The organism is Streptomyces sp. NPDC002779, assembly GCF_042888685.1.
GTDB lineage: Bacteria > Actinomycetota > Actinomycetes > Streptomycetales > Streptomycetaceae > Streptomyces.
The window spans coordinates 428,975-453,602 of sequence record NZ_JBIAQC010000005.1 but is presented as its reverse complement, the minus strand read 5'-3'; the positions used below and the strand labels follow the sequence as shown (position 1 = coordinate 453,602).

The 24,628-nt window shown below is 72.5% G+C and carries 20 protein-coding genes; 9 read left to right on the top strand and 11 right to left on the bottom strand.

Features of this window, described 5'->3' with window-relative positions; genetic code table 11:
• The first annotated feature begins 36 nt into the window (after positions 1 to 36).
• Complete coding sequence (locus ACFYW5_RS17480; protein ID WP_389417867.1) at positions 37 to 771, top strand: NIPSNAP family protein; 735 nt, start codon at positions 37 to 39, stop codon at positions 769 to 771.
• Positions 772 to 847: 76 nt separating this feature from the next.
• On the opposite strand, the gene wrbA is transcribed toward ACFYW5_RS17480, so the two are convergent.
• A complete protein-coding gene (gene wrbA / locus ACFYW5_RS17475) occupies positions 848 to 1,462 on the bottom strand; it encodes an NAD(P)H:quinone oxidoreductase (protein WP_389417866.1) in 615 nt (204 codons plus the stop codon).
• A gap of 153 nt (positions 1,463 to 1,615) precedes the next feature.
• Between wrbA and sigJ the strand changes: the two genes are divergently transcribed.
• A complete protein-coding gene (gene sigJ / locus ACFYW5_RS17470; protein WP_389417865.1) occupies positions 1,616 to 2,557 on the top strand; it encodes an RNA polymerase sigma factor SigJ in 942 nt (313 codons plus the stop codon).
• A gap of 3 nt (positions 2,558 to 2,560) precedes the next feature.
• Here sigJ and ACFYW5_RS17465 read toward each other — a convergent pair whose 3' ends face one another.
• The 5 genes from ACFYW5_RS17465 to ACFYW5_RS17445 form a co-directional block, all read right to left on the bottom strand.
• Positions 2,561 to 3,250, bottom strand: a complete 690-nt coding sequence (locus tag ACFYW5_RS17465) for a TRM11 family SAM-dependent methyltransferase (RefSeq protein ID WP_389417864.1) — start codon at positions 3,248 to 3,250, stop codon at positions 2,561 to 2,563.
• 4 nt (positions 3,251 to 3,254) lie between these two features.
• Complete coding sequence (locus ACFYW5_RS17460) at positions 3,255 to 4,520, bottom strand: MFS transporter (RefSeq protein WP_389417863.1); 1,266 nt, start codon at positions 4,518 to 4,520, stop codon at positions 3,255 to 3,257.
• A complete protein-coding gene (locus tag ACFYW5_RS17455) occupies positions 4,520 to 5,836 on the bottom strand; it encodes an acetyl-CoA carboxylase biotin carboxylase subunit family protein (protein ID WP_389417862.1) in 1,317 nt (438 codons plus the stop codon). The genes ACFYW5_RS17460 and ACFYW5_RS17455 overlap by 1 nt, the downstream gene beginning before the upstream one ends.
• Entirely contained in the window at positions 5,833 to 7,131 is a 1,299-nt protein-coding gene (locus ACFYW5_RS17450) for an ATP-grasp domain-containing protein (RefSeq protein WP_389417861.1), read from the bottom strand. The genes ACFYW5_RS17455 and ACFYW5_RS17450 overlap by 4 nt, the downstream gene beginning before the upstream one ends.
• A gap of 106 nt (positions 7,132 to 7,237) precedes the next feature.
• Positions 7,238 to 8,212, bottom strand: a complete 975-nt coding sequence (locus ACFYW5_RS17445; protein WP_389417860.1) for a PLP-dependent cysteine synthase family protein — start codon at positions 8,210 to 8,212, stop codon at positions 7,238 to 7,240.
• Positions 8,213 to 8,446: 234 nt separating this feature from the next.
• Between ACFYW5_RS17445 and ACFYW5_RS17440 the strand changes: the two genes are divergently transcribed.
• The 5 genes from ACFYW5_RS17440 (at position 8,447) to ACFYW5_RS17420 (ending at position 16,915) form a co-directional block, all read left to right on the top strand.
• Entirely contained in the window at positions 8,447 to 12,280 is a 3,834-nt protein-coding gene (locus tag ACFYW5_RS17440; RefSeq protein WP_389417859.1) for an amino acid adenylation domain-containing protein, read from the top strand.
• Positions 12,280 to 12,504: a tautomerase family protein gene (locus ACFYW5_RS17435; RefSeq protein ID WP_389417858.1), complete on the top strand. Its 225-nt coding sequence runs from the start codon at positions 12,280 to 12,282 to the stop codon at positions 12,502 to 12,504. The genes ACFYW5_RS17440 and ACFYW5_RS17435 overlap by 1 nt, the downstream gene beginning before the upstream one ends.
• Before the next feature lie 141 nt (positions 12,505 to 12,645).
• Entirely contained in the window at positions 12,646 to 13,497 is an 852-nt protein-coding gene (locus tag ACFYW5_RS17430; RefSeq protein ID WP_389417857.1) for a LuxR family transcriptional regulator, read from the top strand.
• Positions 13,469 to 15,601: a BTAD domain-containing putative transcriptional regulator gene (locus ACFYW5_RS17425; RefSeq protein ID WP_389417856.1), complete on the top strand. Its 2,133-nt coding sequence runs from the start codon at positions 13,469 to 13,471 to the stop codon at positions 15,599 to 15,601. Before ACFYW5_RS17430 ends, ACFYW5_RS17425 begins: the two co-directional genes overlap by 29 nt.
• A gap of 498 nt (positions 15,602 to 16,099) precedes the next feature.
• Entirely contained in the window at positions 16,100 to 16,915 is an 816-nt protein-coding gene (locus ACFYW5_RS17420) for a BTAD domain-containing putative transcriptional regulator (RefSeq protein WP_389417855.1), read from the top strand.
• A 56-nt stretch (positions 16,916 to 16,971) separates the two neighbouring features.
• On the opposite strand, the gene ACFYW5_RS17415 is transcribed toward ACFYW5_RS17420, so the two are convergent.
• The 3 genes from ACFYW5_RS17415 to ACFYW5_RS17405 form a co-directional block, all read right to left on the bottom strand.
• Positions 16,972 to 18,045 carry a methyltransferase gene (locus ACFYW5_RS17415; RefSeq protein ID WP_389417854.1) on the bottom strand — a complete coding sequence of 358 codons (1,074 nt, stop codon included), beginning with the start codon at positions 18,043 to 18,045 and terminating at the stop codon, positions 16,972 to 16,974.
• Between the two features lie 116 nt (positions 18,046 to 18,161).
• Positions 18,162 to 18,932 carry an isoprenyl transferase gene (locus ACFYW5_RS17410; RefSeq protein WP_351981600.1) on the bottom strand — a complete coding sequence of 257 codons (771 nt, stop codon included), beginning with the start codon at positions 18,930 to 18,932 and terminating at the stop codon, positions 18,162 to 18,164.
• A gap of 123 nt (positions 18,933 to 19,055) precedes the next feature.
• Positions 19,056 to 20,111 carry a polyprenyl synthetase family protein gene (locus ACFYW5_RS17405; RefSeq protein WP_389417853.1) on the bottom strand — a complete coding sequence of 352 codons (1,056 nt, stop codon included), beginning with the start codon at positions 20,109 to 20,111 and terminating at the stop codon, positions 19,056 to 19,058.
• A gap of 491 nt (positions 20,112 to 20,602) precedes the next feature.
• On the opposite strand from ACFYW5_RS17405, the gene ACFYW5_RS17400 reads away from it, so the two are divergent.
• Both ACFYW5_RS17400 and ACFYW5_RS17395 read left to right on the top strand, forming a co-directional pair.
• Positions 20,603 to 21,016 carry a hypothetical protein gene (locus tag ACFYW5_RS17400; RefSeq protein WP_389417852.1) on the top strand — a complete coding sequence of 138 codons (414 nt, stop codon included), beginning with the start codon at positions 20,603 to 20,605 and terminating at the stop codon, positions 21,014 to 21,016.
• Positions 21,013 to 21,195: a hypothetical protein gene (locus ACFYW5_RS17395; RefSeq protein ID WP_389417851.1), complete on the top strand. Its 183-nt coding sequence runs from the start codon at positions 21,013 to 21,015 to the stop codon at positions 21,193 to 21,195. The genes ACFYW5_RS17400 and ACFYW5_RS17395 overlap by 4 nt, the downstream gene beginning before the upstream one ends.
• A 24-nt stretch (positions 21,196 to 21,219) precedes the next feature.
• Here the strand turns inward: ACFYW5_RS17395 and ACFYW5_RS17390 are convergent, their stop codons facing one another.
• On the bottom strand, positions 21,220 to 22,629 hold the full coding sequence (locus ACFYW5_RS17390) for an adenylosuccinate lyase family protein (RefSeq protein WP_389417850.1): 1,410 nt from the start codon (positions 22,627 to 22,629) through the stop codon (positions 21,220 to 21,222).
• Entirely contained in the window at positions 22,619 to 24,622 is a 2,004-nt protein-coding gene (locus tag ACFYW5_RS17385; RefSeq protein WP_389417849.1) for an FAD/NAD(P)-binding protein, read from the bottom strand. Before ACFYW5_RS17385 ends, ACFYW5_RS17390 begins: the two co-directional genes overlap by 11 nt.
• Between the last annotated feature and the right edge of the window lie 6 nt (positions 24,623 to 24,628).

The window sequence follows — 24,628 nt, the reverse complement described above, 5'->3', positions numbered from 1 at the left end:
CGCGTATCCCGCAGCGCACCGAACAGGAGCCCCGCCGTGCCCTCGACCGACCTCGCCGGCCTGCCTGCCGTGATCGAACTTCGCCAGTACACGCTGCGTCCCGGGCGGCGCGAGGAGCTCATCGAGCTGTTCGACCGGGAGTTCGTGGAGTCCCAGGAGGAGGTGGGGATGATGGTGCTCGGACAGTTCCGGGACCTCGACGACCCGGACCGCTTCGTCTGGCTGCGCGGCTTCTCCGACATGACGGCCCGCCACCGAGGGCTCACCGACTTCTACGGCGGCCCCGTCTGGGCCGAGCACGGCCCGCGGGCCAACGACACCATGCTCGACTCCGACGACGTCCTGCTGCTGCGCCCCGAGAAGGCCGGGTTCTCCTACGACCCTTCCGGGCGGCCGCCGGTGGGAGCGCCCGCGCCGGACCGGTTCGTGTCCGCCACCGTGTGGTCCTTCCCGTCCGGCCGGCAGGACGGCGTGGCGCTGGTCCGGGACGGCATGCTGCCCGCGCTCGCGGAAACGGGTCCCGCGCCCTTCGCCTTCCTGACCACCGAGGACGCGCCGAACACGTTCCCCCGGCTGCCGGTCCGTACCGGCGAGAACACCGCCGCGCTCTTCACCTCGTACCCCGACGAGGGCGCGCACCACAAGCACCGGGCCGGGGTACGGGCGCACGCCCGGGTGCGGGACGAGATCCTCCCCGCCCTCGATCGGGAGCAGTCCGCGGCCCCCCAGGAACTGAGGCTGGCGCCCACGGGCCGCTCGCTCCTCGCGTGACTCCCCACGAGCGAAGCGCATGAGGCCGGGCAGGCTCCGCGGTTGCCTGCCCGGTCTCATGCGGCGCAGCCGGGGGTCAGGCCGCCGCGCGCCCCGCCTTCAGCGCCGCCGCGATCTCCACGGTACGGCGGGCCTGGTGCCGGGCCGCCTGCAACTGGACGTCGCCCGGCGCGCCCGCACCGGCCACGTGGGAGGTGCCGTAGGGGTTGCCGGACTGGAACTGGATCGGGTCGGTGTAGCCGGGGGGCACGATGATGCCGCCCCAGTGGTAGAAGGTGTTGCCCAGGGCGAGGAGGGTGGACTCCTGGCCACCGTGGGCGGTGTTGGAGGCGGTGAAGGCCGAGTACACCTTGCCCGCGAGCTTGCCCTGGAACCACAGGGGCCCGGTCGTCTCCATGAACGCCCGGAGCTGGCTGGCCGGGTTGCCGAAGCGGGTGGGCGTGCCGAAGAGCACCGCGTCGGCCCACTCCAGGTCGTCGTGACCGGCCTGGGGGACGTCGGCGGTGTCCTGGAGGTGCTGGACCCACTCCTGCCTGAGGTTGATGACCTCCTGCGGAGTCGTCTCCGCGACCTTGCGCAGGCGCACCTGCGCGCCGGCCTTCTCCGCACCCTCGACCGCCGCCTGAGCCAGCGCGTGTACGTTGCCCGTGGCGCTGTAGTAGATGATCGAGACATTCACGGATTCCGACATCGGTTGCCTTCCTTGGTCACCTGGCTAGTGTTCCGTTCACCGGGTACGACGACGCAGCCCCGCGAAATGTGAGGCGGGCGCCCGCCTCACACTCCGGGGCCCTGTGTCGTCGGACCGAACGGGGGCGGAGCGACCGAGGGAGTCGGCGACACCATGACAGACGCATCCGGGGCCGAGGACATCCGGCCCGACGATCCGGGCCTGAGCGCGATCATGAGCGAGCGGCGCCAGCTGCTCAATCTCACCTACCGGCTGCTCGGCTCGCTCACCGAGGCCGAGGACGTCGTCCAGGAGACGTACACCCGCTGGTACGCCATGTCCGCGCCGGAGCGGGAGGCCGTCGAGTCGCCCGGTGCCTGGCTGACCACCGTCGCCAGCCGTATCTGCCTGGACCTGCTCGGCTCGGCCCGGGCCAGGCGGGAGCGTTACGTCGGTGAGTGGGTGCCGGAGCCGCTGCCCGCGGACACGCAGTGGATCAGCGGGCGGTGGGGCGGCGGTACGGCGGTCGACCCGGCCGACCGGGTCACCCTCGACGAGTCGATCAACATGGCCTTCCTCGTCGTCCTTGAGTTGATGACCCCGGCCGAGCGCGTGGCGTTCATCCTGCACGACGTCTTCCGGTACTCCTTCGCCGAGGTGGCCGCGATCGTCGGCCGCAGCGAGCCCGCGTGCCGGCAGCTGGCCTCGTCGGCGCGCCGCCGGATCCGCGCCTCGCAGACCGCCGCGGCCCCGGCGGCCCGGAGCGCCGACATGGTGCGGGCCTTCAAGGCGGCCTGGGAGTCCAAGGACATCGACGCCCTGATCGGGCTGCTGGCCCCCGACGCCACCGCGACCGGCGACGGCGGCGGCCTCGTCCAGGCGGTGCTGCGCCCCATCGAGGGCGCCGAGCAGATCGCGCGGTTCTTCGCCGGGCGGATGGACGTGGTGCCGGATCTGAGGCTGGCGGAGAGCACGGTCAACGGCCAGCCGGGCCTGGTCGCCGAGGTGGACGGCGTGCCGGTGTCGGTGCTGGCGTTCGATGTCGCGGGCGACCGGATCAGGCAGATCTGGTCGGTGCTCAACCCCGACAAGCTCCGCTTGTGGCGCGAGAGTTGACGCCTACCGCGCCGGGTCGCCGCACTTCTGGGCCATCAGCAGGTACTCGTGCGAGCGGTTGGTGCGCATCGGGTCGTCGTCGTCCTTGACCGGCCAGTCGTAGAGATGGACGCGCTCGTCCCCGAGGGTGAGATGGCGGCCGAGCACGCGTGCGGCGTCCCAGGCCAGCGGGACGAACCGGTCACCGATCCGCCGGTTCTGGACGGCGATGACGGCGTAGGCGTCCGGCCGCATCACCGCCGCGACGGCCGCGAAGGCCTCGTCGAGTGCCGTCAGATAGGTGTCGTAGTCGCGCAGCGCGTACATCTGGCCCGGGTCGGGGTCGTCGAGGTCCAGTGCGGTGCCGAAGTACGGCAGGTCGCACAGGACGAGGTCCACGCTGCCGGGGTCGAGCGGCGGCTTGCGGGCGTCGCCGCAGAGCATGCGCTGGTCGGGGTAGCGGGCGACGCGTCGCCGTGCCTCCTCGGCGCGGGCCGGGTTGATCTCCAGGCCGACCCCGAGCCGCCCCTCCGCGGCGCAGGCCACGAGGGTGGTGCCCCATCCGGCGAAGGGGTCGAGGACCAGGTCGCCGGGTGCGGTCAACTCGGTGATCAGCGGGCGCAGTTGACTGACCAGCCCGCTCTGTCCGGCGACCTCCTCCCGGGCGAACTCCGGGTCCTCCGCGCCGAGCAGGCGCCAACTGGACATCCCCATGGGGTCACGCAACCTTTCCGGTGGGGCGGGTTTCGGGTACGGCCGGTCCGGGCTCGGGCGGCAGCGGGTGCACCGCGGCCTGCGGCAGCCGGCGTTCGAGGCGCAGTACGCCCAGCGCGGAGCCCGCCACGCCCGCCGTGAGCAGGAGCCACATACCGGTGGCCGACAGGGAGAGCAGGGCGGTGAGCACGGTCGGCGCCAGCGCGATGGGCACCGCCCAGGACAGCTGGTAGACGGCGAGATGACGGCCCCGGGTCTCCTCCGGCGCGGCCTGGGCGACCAGCGCGGAGGCCGTGGCGCCGTGCAGCAGTTCGCCCGCCGTGAACAGGGCGGTCGCGGCGAACACTCCGGCGATCAGGGCCGCCCCGGTCGACAGCCCGCCGAGCACGGCGAAGGTGACGAAGGACAGGCCGAAGATGCCCGCGCCGAGCGCCACCGCGCGGGTTCTGCGGTACCTGAGCAGGAGCCGGGTGACCGGGATCTGGAGCACGGCGATGCCGACCGTGTTGACGGCGTACACGATGCCCACCAGTGAGACGGGCGCGTCGAGTTCACTGGTGAGGTACACCGGCAGCGCCACGGCCAGCACCATGTAGGCGAAGGCCGTCGGGATGTTCAGCAGGGTCAGGCTCAGGAAGGGCCGGTTGCGGGCCACCATCCGGTAGCCGCCCTTGCGGGAGACGCGGCCGCCCGCCGGCCGGGCCGGTGCCTGGGGGCGGATCGTGCTCATCAGCCCGGCCGCGAGGAGATAGCCGGCGGCGGCGCCGAGGACGACGACGTAGAACCCGGAGTCGTCGAGGGCGAGGGCCGCGCCCGCGAGGAGGCCGCCCAGGCCCATCCCGGCGTTGCGCAGGCTGCGTTGCAGGGCGAGCAGCTTGTCCCGCTCGGCGCCCCGCACGATCTCCGCGACGAAGGACTGGATGGCCGGCGGGTAGGAGGTGTCGCCGAGGGCGACCGGCAGCACGACCGCGAACATGGCCAGGCCGTTGTCGACGAAGGGATAGGCGCAGAACGCCGAGGCGCGCAGCACGTATCCGCCGACCAGGACGGTCCGGGCGCTGAAGCGGTCGATGAGCACGCCGGCGACCGGATTGCTGATCAGGCCGATCACCGAGGCGGCCGTGACGATGGCCCCGACCTCGGTGAGCGGCAGCCCGGTGACATGGTGGAAGTACAGCAGCGACAGCGGCAGGTACATGCCGCTGCCGGTCGCGTCGACGACCATGCCCGCCATGTACTTGAAGCGGACGGACGACAGGTACCGCCGCATCACGCCTCCCCGTCCCCGGCCGCCGGCACGATCTTCGTCTCGGCGACGATCCGGGCACCGAGCGCCCGCAGTCTGCGCTCGCACTCGGCGCGGGTCGGTGCCGAACCCACCGCCGCCGTGAGGAAGTCCGCGGATCCGGCGGCCGGGGGGATCACCTGCCCTTCCTCGGCGAAGAGCCAGAAGCCGCGCACCCACTCCTCGTCCGGCACGGAGGGCAGCGAGCGCACCAGCCCGGGCCGCTTCATCGTGAGCACCTGTCCCGACATGCACCGCGGCCGCAGCAGTCCCCGCTCGTCCACGGCGCCCTCGACCGCGGGCAGCGAGAGCCCCGCCTCGGCACGGGTCACCTGTACGGCGAGCTGGATCCCGAAGAGGATCTCGAAGACCTCCCGGATCTTGGCGCCGCCGGACCGCCCCGCGATCTCGCACAGCACCAGCCGGTCGTCGGGCGTGTGGAAGACCTCGGCGTGGAAGGCGTGGGTGCGCAGCCGGGAGCCCTCGGGCTTCAGCGCCGCCAGGGTCCGCTCGACCAGCGTGAGCAGCCGGGGGGTGAGCGGGTCGGCCGCGTCCAGGGTCAGGTCGACGCGGGGGCCGGGGTCGACGCCGAAGGAGGCCAGGTCGTACTGGTACTGCGAGGGCCAGGCGGCCACCGTACGGCCGTCCACCACCAGTCCGTCGACATGGCACATCCGCCCGGGCACGTACGCCTCGATCAGCAGGTCGTCCCGCGGCCCGCCCCGGCAGGCCGGCGCGAGCCGCGCTTCCAGCTCGTCCCGGTCGGCGACGATGCTGAGACCGATGGAGTTGTAGCCCTCGCGGTGCTTGAGGACCACCGGGAAGCCGTGCCGGGCGGCGAAGTCGCGGGCCTCCTGGGCGCTGCCCGGCACGGTGTGCGGGGCGACCTCGATGCCGGCCTGCCCGGCCAGTCTCTTCATCAGGGCCTTGTCGCGGAACGGCCGGATGTCCGCGCCGCGGGCCCCGTCGAGCCCGAGGCGCTCACGCAGCCGGGCGGCCAGGGCGAGGTCCGCCTCGTGGTGGGCGATGACGTGCGTGATCCGGTGCCGCTCGGCGAGGGCGAGCGCGCGGGCGGGCACGGCTTCGTCGTCGAGGGTGTCGAAGAGTTCGAGGTGGGTGAAGTCGTGGTCGAGGTCGCCGGGGAGTTGTTCCCCGGCCGACTCGATCTTGTCGCGGGCGGCGAGGACGACGATGTCGCCGGGGTAGGGGGTGCGGTCGTCGAGGCCGGGGGCGTCGCCGCTCAGCCAGCGGCGGTAGGGGAAGGCGGCGAGGGGGTTGCGGTGCAGGACGAGCACGCTCATGCCGTGGTCACCGTCCCGTCGTTCACCGGGGCCGCCTGGGCCAGGCGGGGCCGCCCGTCGGGGTCCTTCAGCCGTACCTTCAGCACGGTCCCGATGAGTTCGGCGCCGCGCCGGATCGCCGCGGTGGTGTCCTCGCCGGTGACGGCGACCAGGCCGAGGCGGTCCCAGTTGTCCCGCAGCGGCCGTACCGTCTGCCCCGGCCGGGCGCTGACGCGCACCGCGAGCACATCGGCGAGGGCCTGCGCCTCGGCCACGCCGTCGACGGACTCCACGAGGTCGCCGGGCCGTCCGATCACCGACCGTACGGCGGCTCCGCCGTGCGCCTCGGGCCGGTCGGGAAGCGCGTCGGCGAGGCCGAAGGGGGCGCCGAGGGCGAGCTTGACGGTGTCGATGCCGTAGACGCTGTGGACCAGGTCGGTGATGGCGTCGCCGGCGATCCGGTTGTGGCTCTCGACGACCCGGGGGCCGCGGGCGCCGATCCGCAGCTCGGTGTGGCAGACGCCGTCCTTGATGCCGAGCCGGTCCAGGAAGGCGACGACGGCTGCCCGTACTTGCTCCTCGGCCGCCGCGCCGAGCCGGGCGGGGACCGCGTGCCCCAGTTCGGCGAAGTGCGCGGGGTCGGTGAACTTCTCGGTGACGGCGATGACCACGTGACGGCCCGCGGAGCTGAAGGACTCCACGCTGTACTCGGGGCCGTCGAGGTACTCCTCCATCAGGAAGTCCTGGAGCAGCATCAGGGTCGAGACCCGGTCCGTCCTGGTGCCCGCCAGCCGGCGCACGCCGGCCCAGACGTGGTCGGCGTCGGCGGGGCCGTCGAGGCGGTGGACGCCGATGCTCGCGGTGGCGTCGGTCGGCTTGACGATGAAGGGGTAGCCGTGGCGCTCGCCGAAGGAGTCCAAGTCGGCTCGTTCGCGCAGGAGTTGGACGTGTACGGCGTCCGGGGTGCCGGCCAGGTGGGCGCGCATGGCGGCCTTGTCGCGGAAGCGCCGGGTGACCTCGTAGCCGGTGCCGCCCAGAGCGAAGAGGTCGTTGACGCGGGCCGCGTTCTCCAGGCCCGGCTCGGTGATCGAGACGGCGGCGGTGAAGCCGGGGGTGTCCCACAGCCGCTTGACGACGGGTTCCACCAGGTCCCAGCGGGTGTAGTCGAGGACCTCCACGTGGTCGGCGAGGCGCCGTTGCTCGGCGTTGACCTTGGTGGGGTGCTGCAGCAGCAGGACGTGCAGGCCCAACTCCTTTGCCGCGGCGACGGTTTCGTCCGTGGCGCCGACGAGGAGCAGGCAACGCTCGGGAGTCATGGGTCGGTGGGGCTCCGTTCCGGTGGGCGGGGCTGGGCGTCCGTGCGCCTGTCAGTCCGACGAGACAGCGCGGCGAACTGTGAGGTGCGGGCTCGCCGGGCACCGCTCAGGACGTCGGGGCGTCCGGCGTGCCGGGCACCTCCTGTGCCTCGGGCCACCAGCTGAGGTAGCGCTCTCCGCTGTCCGGGAAGACGGTGACGACGGTGGCGCCCGAGAGGTCGTACCGGCGCGCGAGTTCCAGGCAGCCGTACGCGGCGGCGCCGGAGGAGACGCCGACCAGCACTCCGGTGGCGGCCGCGAGGGCGCGGGTGGTGGCCGCGGCGTCCTCGTCCTCGACGGCGATCACCTCGTCGATCAGCGTGACGTCGGTGACCGGGCTGGTGAATCCGCCGTTCAGGCCGGGGATGCGGTGGGGGCCCGGTGCTCCGCCGGACAGCAGGGGCGAGCCCGCGGGTTCGACGGCCACGACGTTCAGCCGCGGGTTGTGCTCGCGCAGCCGGCGGGCGACTCCGGTCAGGGTGCCGCCGGTCCCGACGGCGCACACCAGGTGGTCGACGCGGCCGCCGCTGTCCCGCCAGATCTCCGGGCCCGTCGTCTCGTAGTGGGCCCGGACGTTGTCGGCGTTCACGTGCTGCGCCGCGTACCAGGAGCCCGGGGTCTCGGCGTGCAGTTCCTCGGCGCGCTCCACGCAGCCGGCGAAGCCGAGGGTGTGGTCGGTGAGTTCGATGCCGGCGCCCAGCATGCGCAGGGTCAGCAGGCGCTCGCGGGAGGCGTTGTCGGGGAGCACGATGCGGCAGCCGTAGCCGCGGGCCGCGGCCAGGGCGGCCAGGGCGATGCCGGTGTTGCCGGAGGTGGACTCGATGACGGTCCCGCCGGGGCGCAGGGTGCCCGCCCGCTCGGCGGCGCGCAGCATGAACAGGGCGGCCCGGTCCTTGATGCTGGACAGCGGATTCGCCGCCTCCAGCTTGGCCAGCACATGAGCGTCGTCGGGCAGCCCGGCGAGTCTCAGCCGCAGCATCGGGGTGTTGCCCACCAGTTCCTCGAGTGAGCTGACGACACTGCCGGTCGACAAGTCGGTCACGGGGCCCCTCCGGATCGGCTCTGCTCGATACACCTGCCGGGGGCTCGGTGCGGCCCCCTCCGCGAGCACATGCTGGCCCAGAATCCGGCGCTCCGGGTCCGCGCGGCCACGCGACCCATGGTTCGGGTTGCCGCACTGCATCGACTGCGGGGGTCGCTCGCGCCGTCGCTTCTGGCGCGGATACGTACGTTCGTGCCGGAGGTCGAAGAGCCGTCCGAGCACGGGGGTACGTAGATGAAGAGCCAGGAAGACGTCGGCGCATGCCTGCCTGACCTGCTGACCGCTCAGGCCCGGGCCCGTCCGGGCGATATCGCCGTGGTGCACGAGGGCGAGTCGCTCACCTTCCGCGAGCTGGCCGACCAGGCCGATGACGTGGCGCGATATCTGCACCATCTCGGCGTCGGCGCGGACGACTGCGTGGGGCTCTTCATCGAACCGTCGCTGGACCTGGTGATCGGTGCCTGGGGGGTGCTGCGGTCCGGCGGGGCCTACCTCCCGCTCTCGCCCGGCTATCCCGAGGAGCGCATCCGCCATGTCACGCGGGACGCCCGGATGAGCGTCGTGCTCACCCAGGACGACCTGCGCGGCCGGCTGGCGGACGTGCTCGCCTCCGACGCCGTCGTCATCTGTCCGGACGACGTCGTGGAGTTCAGGAAGCGCCGCTCCGGCTCGGACCCGGCCGGGTTGCCGGAGGGGCCGCGGCCCGGGGACCTGGCGTACGTCATCTACACCTCGGGCAGCACCGGCAAGCCCAAGGGTGTGGCGATCGAGCACCGCGCGCTGGCGCATCAGATGCGCTGGCTCGCCGGCACGTTCTCGCTCGGCGCCGACACCACCGTGCTGCACAAGACGCCGATCAGTTTCGACGCCGCGCAGTGGGAGCTGCTGGCCGCCGCCTGCGGCAGCCGGGTCGTGGTCGGGTCCGGCGGCATCCACCGGGATCCGCAGCGCATCGTCGAGGCCGTCACCCGGCACGAGGTGACGGCCCTGCAGTGCGTGCCCACCCTCCTGCAGGCCCTCGTCGACACCGACGAACTCGACCGCTGCACGTCGCTCACCCACCTCTTCAGCGGCGGCGAGGCACTGTCCCGGGCGCTCGCGAGGCGGCTGACGCGGGCCCTGCCGGACACCGCACTGGTCAACCTGTACGGCCCGACCGAGTGCACCATCAACACCTCGGCCCATCTCGTCGACCCCGCCGCCCTCGACGAGGGCCCCGAGACCGTGCCGATCGGCCGGCCCGTGACCGGTCTGCGCTATCACATCCTGGACGCCGACGGCTGCCCCGTGGCGCCGGGTGAGACGGGTGAACTGCACATCAGCGGCGTGCAGTTGGCGCGCGGCTATCTGCACCGTCCGGAGCTCACCGCCGAGCGCTTCACGACGCCCGACGGCCGGGAACGGCTGTACCGCACCGGCGATCTGGCCCGCTGGAACCCGGACGGCACCGCCCAGTTCGCGGGCCGCGTCGACAACCAGGTCAAACTGCGCGGCTTCCGTATCGAGCTGGACGAGATACGCCTGGCCGTCGAGGCGCACGACTGGGTGCGCAACGCCGCCGTCCTGCTGCGCACAGACCCGCGCACCCGGGCCCAGCACCTGGTCGCGTGCGTCGAACTCAGCGCCCGCGAGGCGGCGTTGATGGACCAGGGCGAGTTCGGCGAACACCATGTGTCGAAGGCGTCCAGGCTCCAGGTCCGGACCCAGCTGTCCGACCCGGGCGTCCGCGACGAAGCCGATCTGCGGGGCCGTCCCGCCTTACCCCTGCCCGGCGCCACTGCCGACCCCGAGGCACGGCGCCGGGCCTTCGCCCGCAAGACGTACCGCTTCTACGAGGGCGGCCCGCTGAAGGTCACGGACGTCCTGTCGGCGCTCGGCCGGCGCGCCCGGGGAGCCGGATCGCGCCACCCGGAGGAGCTGGCGCTGCCCGAACTCGGCGCGGTCCTGCGCAACTTCGGGCAGCACCTCAGCGCGGAGCGGCTGCTGCCGAAGTACGCGTACGCCTCCCCTGGATCCCTGTACGCGGTACAGCTCTACCTGGAGCTCAGCGGCATCGAGGGTGTGGCGCCGGGCCACTACTACTACCACCCGGTCCGGCACGAACTGGTGCTGATCCGCCCTGCCGCGGTGGATCGGGCCCGGCACCGGGTGCACTTCGTCGGTCGCAGAGCGGCGATCGAGCCGGTGTACAAGAAGAACATCCAGGAGGTCCTGGAGATGGAGGCCGGGCACATGGCCGGCCTGTTCGACGAGGTGCTGCCCGCCCATGGCCTGGCCCTCGCCGAGACGCCGCACGACACCGGCCTGCCGCGCCTGCTGGGCTGCGCCGAGGACGACTTCGGCCTGGGCTCGTTCGACCTGGTGCCCTGGACGCCGGAACCCGAGCACCGCGCGCTCGACATCTACGTGCAGTTCCCTCCGGGCAGCGAGGCGGGACGGCCGAGCGGCCAGTACCTGTACCGGGACGGCGAACTGCACCGGGTCAGCGACGCGTTGGTGCTCAAGCGGCATGTGATCGCCATCAACCAGGCCGCCTACGACCGTTCCGGCTTCGGCATCACCCTGGTCAGCCGGGCCGCCGAGCAGGGCCGGGAGCGGCTGGGCTACCTGGACCTCGGCCGTGAACTGCAGCGCCTGATGTCGAACACCGTCCACCTGGGCTTCATGCCCGCCGGGTACAGCTCCCGCACCGGTGACGACCTGCCCGCCGCCCGCCGCATGACGGCGATCCTGCGGACGGCCCGACGGCCCACCGGGCCCTCGTACTTCTGCGTCGGCGGCACGATCAGCGAGGAACAGGTCCGCCACGAGGGCATGCACGAGGACCAGGTGCACATGAAGGGGCCGGAGGAGCTGATCCGGGACGATCTCGTCGCCTCCCTGCCCGAGTACATGCTCCCCAGCCGGATCCTGGTGCTGCCCGCCCTGCCGCACACCCCGAACGGTAAGCTCGACACCAAGGCCCTCGAAGGGGTGGTCGACCGGACGGCGGCCCGGGCCCGTCCCGTGGTGGAGCCGCGCAACGGCGTCGAGGCACGGCTCGGCGCTCTGTGGCGGACGGCCCTGCGGCGGGAGTTCGTCTCCGTGCACGACGACTTCTTCGCGCTCGGCGGGAACTCGCTGATCGCGGTGGGCCTGGTCAAGCGGATCAATGAGAGCTTCGGCTGCGCCCTGCCGCTCCAGGTGCTGTTCGAGGCACCCACGGTGGCGAAGCTGGCCGAGGCGGTGAGCGCGCGCGCCGCGGCGCCCGCCTCGCGGATCACACCGCTGCGCTCCGAGGGCAGCGGGCCGCCGGTGTTCTGCTGGCCGGGACTCGGCGGGGTGACGATGAACCTGCGGCTGCTCGCGGCCCGCGCGCCCGGCGGGCGGCCGGTCCACGGGATCCAGGCGCACGGCGTCAATGAGGGCGAGTCGCCGCTGGCGTCCGTCGAGGAGATGGCCGCCGCCGATGTCGCGGCCCTGCGGCGCGTCCAGCCGCGGGGTCCCTACACGCTGTGGGGCTACTCCTTCGGCGCGCGGGTCGCGTTCGAGGCGGCGGGGCAGCTGGAGCAGGCCGGGCACCGGGTGGAGCAGGTGCTGCTGCTGGCCCCGGGATCGCCGCGGCCGGCCGGCGCCCCACGGCCCTCGCCGGTGGCCGACTTCACCGATCCCGTCTTCACCACCCTCCTCTTCTCCGTCTTCGCCGGCACCGCCCGCGGCCCGGCCGTCGAGGAGTGCCTGCGCGAGTGCGCGGACGAGGAGAGCTTCGCGCGGTTCGTCGAGCGACGCTTCCCGCAGCTGGACAGCGGATTGATCCGCCGTGTCATCGCCGTGGTACGGCGTACGTACGGCTTCACCCATGACCCGGCCGCACGCCAAGTGGCCGCGCCCGTCACGGTGTTCCGGGCCGCCGGGGACGAACCCTCCTTCCTGGAACGCTCACCGGGGCGCACGGCAACCCCGCCCACGATCGTGCAACTGGAGACCGACCACTACGGGGCGCTGCGCGAGCCGGGCGTCGACGAACTGGTCAAGGCGCTCCGGCGCGCCATCCCTCGACTCGCGACCCCCTGGACAAGGACGGCCTGATGCCTCACGTGACCATTCAGCACTTTCCGGCGACCCTCACCGCCGAGCAGCGGCTCCACCTCGTGGAGCAGGTGACGGCCGCCGTGCAGGAGGCGTTCGAGGTGGAGGAGCGGGTGGTCTCCATCGCCCTGGTCCCGGTCCCGCCGCAGGACTGGGACGCCCGGGTCTACCAGCCCGAAATCGCGGGCCACCGCGAGGAGTTGGCGAAGGAGCCGGGCTACTGAGCCACGGCGCCGGTTCTAGAGTTTCGAGCCAGGATCACTGGGGTGACCGCCTTCTCGGTTGCGCCTGCCGGGGGCGTTCACCAAGGATCTGAGGGGACGGCAACCGCCGGGGTGCGGGGAAACGGGGGAAAGGATGACGTCATGAGCGCGGGCAGCGGGCAGACCCGGGACACCCTGTCCCCCGCCGACACACCGCTGGAATCCCTGCTGCGGATCGCCGACACGCTCGGCAGCCTCGAACGGTACGCCACCGAGACCGCGGGCCACCTGCTGCTGGTGGAAGGCGCCGACACCGGGGCCCCCGGCCGGATCCGGTACATCGACGGCCCGGAGACCGTCCAGGACACGATCGGCGACGCCCTGTGGCGGGCGAAGCGGGAGATCCTCACGGCCCAGCCGGACGAACCCGGCCCCGGAGCCGCACTGGACCTGCTGCACGCGGCCGTCCGCGACCCGCTGGCGCGCGGAGTCGCGCTGCGCACGCTCTTCCAGCACAGCGCCCGCTTCTCCGAGCCCACGAAGAAATACGTGCAGCAGGTCATGGCCCAGGGTGACGTGGCCGTGCGCACGCTCCCGGAGTTCTTCGACCGGCTGATCCTGATCGACGGCGAGATCGCCTTCATCCCCGGCGGTGAACACCCGCACAGCGCGGCACTGATCCGGGACGGCGCCGTCGTCGCGTTCCTGCGGGGGGTGTTCGAGAAGGCCTGGGTACGGGCCGAGCGGTTCCCGTTCCGCCCGGTGCGGGCGGCGGACGCGGCCCGCGAGGTCGTACCCGACGTCCGCCAGGCCATCAAGGCGCTGCTGGTGGAGGGCCGTTCCGACAAGGCGATCGCGCGCCGCCTCGGCATGAGCCTACGGTCCGTGCAAGGACACATCGCGTCCCTGCGCGAGCAGTACGGCGCCCAGCACCGCTTTCAACTCGGGTACCGGATGGCGCACGGCGAGATTATCGGCCCCGGAAATGGGTGCACGCCCGGCACCACTTCGTAACCCGACCTTGACATCGGTCTATTCGATAAACATACTCAAACTTGACATGGCCGACGTGGAATTATTCGCGACATCATTCGACGCCCCGTCGGAATTCATCCGATGGACCGAAGCGCAACCAACCAAAATGCATGGCATTGCACCCCCTTTGGCGGAATTCCGAGCGCTGGGCCCATTGGAAGCGACCGTCGCCGGCCGGCCGGTGGATCTCGGGGCGCCGAAACAGCGCAAGTTGGTCGCGTTACTCGTCAGCCGCCTCGGCCAGCCGGTACCGGTGGACGTGATGCTGGAGGCCCTGTGGGCCGGCAGCCCGCCGCCGTCCGCGATGACGTCCCTGCAGTCCTACGTCGCCAATCTGCGCCGGGCGCTGGAACCGGGCCGGGCGCCGCGCACCCCGACGCGGGTCCTGCACACCAACGACCGCGGCTATCTGCTGGACGGCCACGTCGTCGAGGTGGACGTCCACCTCTTCGAACGGCGCGCCAAGGCGGGCTGGCAGGCCTGGAACCGGGGTGACCCGCAGGAGGCGCTCAGCGAGTTCGAGGCCGCGCTGGCGTTGTGGCGGGGCGAGGCCTACTCGGAGGTGTCGCACTCCGTCCATGTGGCGGCGGAGGTGGCACGGCTCGGGGAGTTGCGGCTGTCGGCCGTCGAGGGCCGCTGTGCCGCGCTGCTGGCGGTCGGGGCCCACGAGGTGGCGGTCGCCGAGCTGGAGGCCTTCATGCAGGCCCACCCGCTGCGCGAGTACGGCTGCGAGCTGCTGAGCCTGGCGCTGTACCGAGCCGGCCGGCAGGCGGACGCCCTGGCGGTGCTGCGGACCAACCAGCGCCGGCTGGGCGACGAGTTGGGCATCGATCCGCGGCCGGCGCTGCAGCATCTCGAACGCGAGATCCTGAGCCACGCCCCGGCGCTGGACTGGCGTCCGCCACCCGCCCCGGCCCCGACGGCCCCGCGCAGGCCCCCGGCCACCCCCCGGGTCCCCGCGCCCGCGCCGCCGCGGCCCGTGCCGGAGACGGACGAGGAGATCTTCGTCGGCCGTGAGGAGGCGCTGCGGCACCTGGCCGCGGTGTGCGCCGAGGCGGCACGCGGGCGGGGCCAGGTGGTGACGGTCTCCGGTGAACCGGGCGTCGGCAAGACCGCCCTGCTGCGGCGCTTCGCCCAACTGGGCCTCACGGCGCCGGTGCTGTGGGGTGCCTGTCCCGGGCATGTGCCCACTCCGCCGCTGTGGCCCTGGCAGCAGGTGCTGGGGACGGCGGGCACGCACCTTCCGCGCCGCCCGGTCCCGGGCCCCGTGGCCGAGGTGCTCGACGGACAGACACGGCAGCCGCTGGACGGCGCCGACGCGGACGCGGCCACCTTGCGGCGGTTCGAGGCGATCGTGCAGTACCTGACCGGGGCGTCGCACGCCCGGCCCCTGGTGATCGTGCTCGATCACCTCCACCGGGCCGACCCCGGCTCACTGCGGCTTTTGGCCCACCTCGCCGAGTCGGTGCGGACGAGCCGTCTGCTGGTGGCGGTGGCCTACCGATCCGACGAGGCGGCGGCCCTGGCCGGGACCTCGGCCGCGCTGGCCCGCGCGGAGATGACACAGGTGGAGCTGAACGGCCTGACCGGCGCGGAGACCCGGACCCTGGTGCACGCGATGCTCCGGCGGGAGGTGAGCGGGGCCGCCGCCGAGGAGCTGCGGTACCGCAGCGGGGGCAATCCGTTCTACCTGCGCGAGCTGCTCAAGGTCAGCGACGGCGAGGAGGGCCGGGGCCGGGCACCGGCGGTGCCGGGGCCGGTCCGAGAGGTGGTGCTCGGACGGGTCGCCCACCTGGGCCCTGTCGCCGCGGAGTTGCTGTCGGTCGCCTCCGTCGCCGGCCGCGCCTTCGCCGTCGACGTCGTCGCGGAGGCCGCCTCGCTGGAGATCGAGGCGGCCCTGAAGGCCGTCGACGCGCTCGTGGCGGCCGGACTGATCGGCGAGGACCCGCAACGGCTGGGCTGGTACTCCTTCACCCATGCGCTGACCGCCGAGGTGCTGTACCAGAGCATCGGGCGGCTGCGCCGGGCCCATCTCCTGCGCCGGATCCGCGCCGCGGCCGTACCGCCGCGCACGCCGACATGATTCGGCCTGCCCGCACCCCTCGCACCCGGTCCGGGGAAGTCGAGCGGGAGTCCGGCGCGCCTTGAGGCCGACTTGGCGGATGCGCGGACTCCGCTCGGACCCGGCATATGCCCGCTCGCGCCCCTGATCGCCCGAACGCCGGGAAAGTGCCTAGTCGGCCGCTCGTCCCCGCCGCCCGAACGGTCCCGGGCCGGTGCCGCGCGCCGGTCCGCGCCCAGTCCACGCCAAGTCAGCGCCAAGCCGGTCGACAGTCCGGCCCAAGTCGCATGGACAACACTGGTCGGCGTACGCACCGGAATGATCCGGCCACGCCAGACACCGTGTGGGCACTGCCCCGTCGACCGCTGCCGAGCGACCACTCCCCTGCCCGGGGTTGCCCTCCCCCTCGACGCACATCACCTCGCGTCGGCATTCCTCCGGGCCGGGGTCGAAGGAGCCTCGCGTTCCGGTCACGGGACGACCCACTGGAGAAGGACTCGACGACGTACGGGGGAGAACATGAAGTTCCAGGTCCTGGGCACGTTGTGCGCCGAGATCAACGGGAACTCGATCGTTCCCACGGCCGGCAAGCCCCGGCAGATGCTGTCCCTGCTCGCCCTGTATCCGGGACGCGTGGTACCCGTCTCCACGCTCATGGAAGAACTGTGGGGGAGCACACCACCCCAGAGCGCGCTGGCGACCTTACAGACGTACATCCTTCAGCTGCGCCGGCGCCTGGGCAGCGCCATGGGGCCCGACACGCCCGCCAAGGAGGTCCTCGCCACCCGGCACGGCGGCTATGTGCTGGCGATTCCCCCCGACTGCGTCGATGTGCACGCCTACGAACGGCGGGTCGCGGAGGGCCGGTCGGCGTTCGAGGCGGGCGACGACACCGTCGCGGCCGACCGCTTCCGGCAGGCGCTCACGCTGTGGCGGGGACCGGCGCTGGTCGACGTACGGGTGGGGCCGGTGCTGCGGATCGAGGTCATGCGGCTGGAGGAGAGCCGCCTCGGGACCGTCGAGCGGCGGATCGACGCCGATCTGAGGCTCGGCCGGCACACCGAACTCATCCCTGAACTGACCGAGTTGACGGCACGCTACCCGCAGCACGAGGGCCTGCACTCGCAGGCCATGGTGGCGCTGTACCGCTCGGGCCGGCAGGCGTCGGCCCTGGAGGTCTACCGGACGTTGCGCATCCGGCTGATCGAGGGCCTGGGCGTGGAGCCGTCCCCGCGGGTGCAGCGGCTGCACCAGGCGATGCTGGTGGTCGACCCCCAGCTGGACGTCGTCGCCGGACCGCGCCGCAGCTCCACGTTCGACCTCTACACCGCCTGAAGGCCAAGGCCGCGGCCGGTGCCCGGGGCACCGGCCGCGGCAGGCGTCCGGCCTGCTCAGTCCCGCTTCACGGCGCAGATGACCACACGGTTGACGATGGCGTCCGCCGGGATGTCGGCGGGATCCTTGGCGGTCACCTTCGTGACCTCGAACCCGCACTCCTCCAGCCAGCTCCGGTACGTGGACAGCTTCTGCAGCCCGCCGCGCCCCACCACACAGCCGAGGATGTAGGCCGGGAAGAAGTCCGCCTGGAGGTCGTCGGGGTCCGTGATGTCCTCGGGGTACACGGGCGCGAGGACCACGACCTGCCCGCCCGGCTCCAGCGCCCGGTGGGCGTTCCTGAGGATGGTGAGGACCTCGTCCTTGTCGTACATGTCCACGAAGTGCTTGAGCAGCACCACGTCGTAGCCGCCCGGGAGGGACTCGAGGACGTCACCGGCCACGAACGAGCACTGCTCCGTCAGCCCGTGCTCCGCGAAGGTCCGCAGGCACGCGGCCTCCAGGGCGGGCTGGTCGAAGGTGGTCACCCGTAGGCCGGGCGAGCCCTTCAACTGGCAGGTCATCACGGCCCCGAGGCCGTTGCCGCCGCGCGCGTCGAGCACCCGCGCCCCGGCCGGGACGTCGAAGCTGCGGAAGAACCAGGGATAGACACTGGCCGTCTCGTTCTGCGCCAGCGGCCCCCACGCGGAGCGCACCTCCGGGACCACGGCCGCCGCCTCGAACATCGTGCCCTCGAAGCCGTAGAGCTCCTTGAGCCCGACCGCACTGCCGGTCGAGATGGACTCGGGCAGGTAGTACAGCTGCCGCATCATGCCCGTCTTGATCATGCCCATGAAGGTCAGGACGCGCTGGAGGTCGGCCTCCGGGACGTCCGCGAGCGCGGCGAGGGTGTAGCCGCCGGTGGTCTCGTCCAGGGCGACGAAGCCCTCCTTCAGCGGCAGTTGCAGCACCTGCTCCACGGCGTCGGGCTTCGCGCCCACGACCGCGCCGAGCTCGGCCGCGGTCAGGGCGCCCTCCTTGCGCAGGGCGTCGACGATGCCGAGCTCGAAGCAGGCGTACAGGGTCATGAACCGGGTCGGTCCCACCATGTACTCGCGCATCCGGGCCAGTACCGCTTCAGGGTTGGACACAGCAATCCCCTCGGATCGACCTGTGGGGCCAGGCCCCGCTCCAGTGCTGCTACCGAGTATCGGGAGCGGATCTGGAGCGCCGGTAGAGCGGTGCTGTGGTGCGGCCCGGGTCCGGGTCACCTGCCGTAGCGGCGGTCCCGGACGGCGTACGAACGCAGCGCGCGCAGCAGGTCTATCTCGCGGAAGGCCGGCCACAGGACCTCGACGAAGTGCACCTCGGCGTAGGCGGACTGCCACAACAGGAAGCCGGACAGCCGCTGTTCGCCCGAGGTGCGGATGATGAAGTCCGTGTCGGGGCCCGCCGGGGAGTAGAGGTTGTCGGAGATGTGCTGGAGGTCGAAGTTCTCGGCCAGTTCGCGCGGGTCGCCGCCGGCGGAGATGTGTTTGTCGAAGGCGGAGCGCACCGCGTCGATGATCTCGCGGCGCCCGCCGTAGCCGACCGCCACGTCGACCTTGAGGCCGCCGCGGCCGGTGGTGCCCGCGACGGCGTCCTTCAGGGACCGGGCCGTCTCCCCCGGCAGCAGGTCGAGTGCGCCGATGACGTCGATCCGCCAGTCCTCGTCGGCCGCGCAGATGCTCGCCACGGTCTCCTCGATGATCTCGAGCAGGGGCCCGAGTTCGGCCGGCGGCCGGTGCAGGTTGTCGTCGGACAGCATCCACAGCGTGACGTGCTCGATGTCGGCGGCGTCGCACCAGCGCAGGAAGTCGCCGACCTTCGCGCCGCCCACGCGGTAGCCCTCACGGACGTCGTCGTGCCCGGCGCCGCGGGCCCAACGCCGGTTGCCGTCCAGCATGATGGCGACATGCCGTGGTCGTGGCTTGCCCTCCAGCTTGCGCGCCAGCCGCCTGACGTACAGGGCTTCCAATGCCGACCGAAGCGCCCTCAAGGCCACGTGCCATGTCCCTTCGTCCCCACCAACCGCCAATGGGGGCCACCGTATCCCCCGTCGGGGAGCTTCAGCCATCGACGCTGTTCAGGCGGCGCTGGGCGGGGGCGGAAGGGGGTGGGCTCAGGATGTGCGGTAGGCCACGCGGTGGGCCATGTCCGCCAGTTCCGTTCGCCACACCTCGTCGAGGGGGGCGTCCGCGATGGCCTTGCGGCCCCGTTCGACGAGGCCGTCGATGTGCCGCTCGACGTCGCGCGGCACACCCGTGTCCACCAGACGGCGGCGCACTTCGTCGGGGGTGTGGCCCGGCTCGGTGATCAGGGTGTGGATGTGCTCGTCGCGCTGCATCGCCCAGCCGAGCAGCAAGGTCATCTTGTGCTGGGTGAAGTCCAGGCCGGTGGGCTTGCCGGTGTCCGCGGAGTCACCGAAGGCGTCGAGCAGATCGTCCCGCAGCTGGAACGCCTCGCCCACGGCTTCGCCGTACTCCTCGAAGGCGGCGGCGAGGTCGCCGCGGCCCGCCGCGCCCGCGCCCACCACGAGGGGCCGGTGAATGGTGTACCGGCCGGACTTGATGCGGGCGATCAGACGGGAGGTGCGGGGGTCCGCGCAGAACTCGGCCGCCGCGTGGACGTCCATGTACTGGCCTATCATCACCTCGGAGCGCAGCCGGTGCCACTCCGGGAGCGCCGGGCCCGGTGCCCGCGCCATGAGCTCATCGCTGTAGACGAGCGCCAGGTCGCCGACGAGCAGGGCCACTCCCTCGCCGTACCGGCGTGACTCCCCCTGCCAGCCGCGGCTGCCGTGCAGGCGTGTGTACGTGGTGTGGACGGTGGGCACGCCGCGCCGGGTGCCGGAGTCGTCCAGGACGTCGTCGTGGACGAGGGCGGACAGGTGCAGCATCTCCAGGGCGGCGCCGGCCGCCACGATCCCGGGGTCGTCGGGGTCGCCGCCGGCGGCGAGATAGCCGGTGACGCAGAAGGCGGGCCGGATGCGCTTGCCGCCCGACGCGATCAGCGCGGACAGCGCGTCGATGGGGACGACCGCCCCCTCGTGCACCCCGGCCCACAGATCGCGCTCGGCGGCGAGGAGGGACCGCAGCCTGTCCTCGACGCGGCGGAGCAGGTCCGCGCGGAGAGCGTCCGCCTCCTGGGCGGTGTCGGTGCTGATGTCCGAAGTCACGGATATCTCCTGGGGGTTCGGATGACGGGCATGGGAGCGGGCCGCGCAGGGTGAATCTGGAGTTCCCCTTTAGCGCCGATCGACCGCGGATACAGAACGTTGACACCCCGAACCGCCCCGTGGAAATCTCCCAGTGCGCCCGGGGCCGAATTCGAGATCTTCAGCCGCGACTTTCCGCTCTTCCCACGAGCCTTCGCCTCGCCCACGGCTGTGCAAATCCACTGGGACGGTTCACGTCATTCAAGACGGCCGACGGACAACCCGCCTCCGAAAGGAATCGCATGGATTCTCATGCCTGCCCGAAGAATTCTCTCCAGGAACCAGGCGGGGCGATCGAATCCGGTCTCTGCGCCTCGCGTGTCCGGCAGTTGGAAGGTGATCTGCGCGCGCTGCCCGGTCTCTACCAGGAGAGTCTGCACCACGTCTTACCGACGTCCCGGCGGCCGCACCACACCCGGGTCTCGGGGAGCCGGAGCCGGGACCGCTTGAACATGTCCGCGCTGGACGCCCGGCACAACATCCTCGCCATCTTGGAGTCGTGGGCGCGGTACGTCACCGACGAACTCGGTGGTGCCGCCCCCGCCCGCTCGGTGCCGGACCTGTCCCGTTTCCTGCTGCGCCACCTCACGTGGCTGACCGGACAGCCGCCCGCGGCCGATTTCGCGGACGAGATCGACGCGCTGCGACGGGAGTTGCTGCGCACGATCGACCCGGAGCCCGGTGAGTCCCAGGTGGTCACCCGGGAGTGCGTGGTGGCCGACTGCGCCGGAAGGATCACGACGTCGCCGCGGCCGGCCGGGGACCGGACGAGCATCCGGTGCTCAGCGGGGCACACCTGGGAGATGCACGAGTGGATCACCCTGCGCCCGCTCATGGAGCGGCGGCGGAAGGCTGTCGGCGCATGACGAGACCACCACGCCACCGGCTGGTGCCCACCAAGGTGGCCGCGCTCGCCGCGGGGGTGTCCGAGGCGACGATCCGCAAGTGGGTGAGCCGCGGCAAGATCACCCGCTACGGCTCCCCCGGCCGCTCCGAGTTCGACATCGACGAGCTCACGGAGATCGCCCTGCGCCGCCGGAGTTGAGTGTCGTGGTGGCCAGACCTTCGCCTAGTCCTTCGTCGGCCGGCCCGGGACGGGCAGGGGGCGGGACAGGGCGCGGTCGACGAGCGGGCCCGCGGCGCCGGTGTAGGCCGCCGGTTCGAACAGGTCGGACAGCCGGGCGTCGGCGAGGGCGGCCGAGGCCCCGCCGTCCTGCCGCAGCAGCTCCGCCAGCGGCTCGCCGGTGCTCGCCGAGCGGGCGGACGCCTCGTTCAGCAGATCACGGGCCCGGGCCTTGCCGAGGGCGGGGGCGAGTACGGCGGCGATCCGCTCGGAGATGATCGCTCCCCCCGTCATACGGGTGTTGGCGCGCATCCGCTCCGGATCGACGGACAGGTGGGAGACGAGTTCCACCGTCTGGTGCGCGGCGCCCCCGGCCAGCCGCAACAGGGCCCGCAGGGGCTCCCATTCGGCGTGCCAGGCACCGGCGGACCGTTCGTCCTCGCTCGGCAGACAGCCCAGAACGGTCGCGGCGAGCTGGGGTGCCTGCAGTGCGGCGGACCTGACGGCCGTGGCGAGCACGGGGTTGCGTTTGTGCGGCATCGCCGAGGACGCGCCCCGGCCGCTGGGCGCCGGCTCGTGCACCTCGCCCACCTCGGTGCGGGTCAGCGACAGCACATCGACGGCGATCTTGCCGAGAGCTCCGCACAGGAAGGCGGCGGCCGTGGCCGTGTCCACCATGGGCGTGCGCAGCACGTGCCAGGGCAACAGGGGTGCGGACAGGCCCAGTTCGGCCGCGAAGGCGTCCGTCAGGTCGCGGACGTAGGTGGCGGGGTCGGCTCCGGGCGCGTGGGCGAGGTAGCCGGCGAGGGTTCCGGCGGCGCCCCCGAGCTGGACGTCGGCGCTGAGCGCGTCGAGCTTGTGGACCGCGTCCAGGACGAGATGGCGCCAGCCCGCCGCCTTGAGCCCGAAGGTCGTGGGCACCGCGTGCAGGGCCAGGGTGCGGCCCGCGATCAGGGTGTCCCGGTGCTCCCTGGCGAGCACGGCCAGCGCCTGCTCGACCCGTTCGAGGTCGGCGCGGATCAGCCGCACGGCCCGGCTCACCACCAGGACGGTCGCGGTGTCGAGGATGTCCTGGCTGGTGGAGCCCCGGTGCACGTAGCGGGCCGCCTCCGGGTCCCGGTCCGCGACCAGCGCGGTGAACTCCCGTACCAGCGCCACCACGGGGTTGGCGGACTCGCGTGCCTGCCGGGCCAGGGCGGCCAGGTCGAGCCGGTCGGCCCTCGCGGCCTCCGTGATGACCTGTGCGGCGGCCACGGGCACGGTGCCCAGGCGGGCCTGCGCCCGGCTGAGTGCCGCCTCGGCGTCCAGCATGGCCTGGAGCCAGGCCCCGTCGTGCACCGCGTCCACGACGGGGGTGGCCGCCCAGACCGGGGACAGCAGACCGGCGTCGCCGGTGGGACCGGTGTCAGTGGGCATGGGTGAGTCCTTGGTCGGTGGGTGCTTCCTGGCCGCCGCCGGATGCGGGCGCTTCCCGTCCGCCACCGGATGCCGTGGTCTTCCGGTCGGCGCAGGCGAGGGCCGCGCGGGCGATGGCGTCGGAGTCGGTGAGGGTCACGGAGTTCACGCCGGGACGGATGCCCGCGGCCGTCACCCAGTGCACCGACTCCGTGGGCACGCCGAAGGCGAAGCGCCGGGGATGGGCCCGTCCGGCCGCGTCGATCAGGTGGAACGGCCGCCCGGTGACGGCGAGTCCGTCGCTCTCGTACGCGCCGCCGGAGCGGGTGCGGATGCGGTAGGTGGCGCACTGTCCGGTGGCGAGCAGCCCGCGCAGCAGCCGATCGCCGGTGCGGCGCAGGGTGATGTCGGGCAGACGGGCCTCGACCAGGGCGTCCGCCCGGACCTCGGAGCCGGGCACGAGCGGCGAGGCGGCTGTGTACCCGGTGCCGTCGACGGCCACGCGCAGGCCGGGCCCGATCACGTGCAGCACACCGGCCTCGATCAGGGCGATCATCTCCTCGACGCGCCGGGCGGGCGGTCCGATGGAGAGGAACGCGTTGAGCGGGGTGTACCAGGCGTCCAGGTCGGCGCGGTACGACTCGCCGTGCAGGCCCCCGTGGTCGACGGCGAGCCGGACCTCGTTGCGCAGGTCGCGCAGGACGTCCAGGGCGGCCTTGAGGGGACCGCTGACATTGCCGCACCTGGCTTCGGCGACGTCCTTGCGCAGGTGGTCGAGGAGCCAGTCGGTGAAGTCGCGGCGGCCGGTGAACTCCCGGTCCCGGTAGGGCCGGGCGAGCAGTTCCCAGTCCCAGCGGTACTTCTCGCTGATGCCGTACGCCGACAGCACGGCGTCCTTCTCCCGCTCCCCCGGTCCGGTCGCCAGGAAGTCGTCCTGGAGCTGCCGCGCCCGGGCGATGTGCCCGCGAGAGGTGAACAGCGTGCGGTAGTAGACGGCCTCGACCTCGCGGGAGATCAGGGGCCACAGATCCTTGCGGAAGTCGAGTCCGGAGCGGGCGTGGGTGCGGCGCAGCTCCGCGACCCGGTCAGCGGTGAGCAGCAGCGGCTCGTGCCGGCCGTGCGGGCCCTTCTCGTTGTCGCCCCGGGCCTGGTACGGGATGCCGCGCCGGGACCCGGCGTACAGGTGCGGCTCCCGGCCGCTGGGGTGGTAGACGAGCCGTCCTCCGGCCCGTGAGAAGGAGCCGCCGCGGCCGGCGGTGAGCTCGGCCATGTGGTCGAAGAAGTTCAGCCCGAGCCCGCGCAGCAGCACCCTGGTGCCGGGGGCCAGCACGTCGAGGTCGACGTCGGCCGGGTTGGCCGGGGCGAGGTGGATCAGTCCCGCCCGGCGCGAGCGGGCGCCGAATTCCCGCTCGGCGGTGTCGGCGCGGGCTGGCAGATGCCCTAGGCAGAGGATCACGGCGTGCAGGTCCGTGAGGACGGTGCCGTTGTCGAGAACGATCCGCTGGAGGGCGGGGTTCTCGGCGTCCGGGTCGTCGTCGAGGGAGACCGCGAGGGCGGTGTGCGAGGTGACGCGCAGCCCCGGGGGCGCGTTGTCGACGACGTGCCGGTACGCCCAGCGCAGGTACCGGCCGTAGAAGGCGCGGGTCGGATAGGTGTCGGGGCCCAACTGCCGGGCCTCGTCCAGGACATGGGGCGGGCAGTCGTGGCGGAGGCGGCCCGCGTGGAGCGCCTCGGCCCACTCGTGGAGGCTGGGGCCGGGTTCCAGCGGGCCGCGCAGGTCGACGGAGGTGTCGGTGAACACCGATATCTGTCCGGCCACGGTGTTCATGAGCAGATGGCGGGACTGGTCGGTGCGCCACACCTTCCCCGCGCCCGGCGGGTAGGGGTCGACGACATGGACGTGGACCGTGCTGCCCTCGGGCATCGCGCGGGCGTTGGCGCAGAGCCGTTCGACCACCGAGAGGCCCCGCGGGCCGCTGCCGATCAGGCCCACCGTGCAGTGTCTCGCTGTCATGGTTCC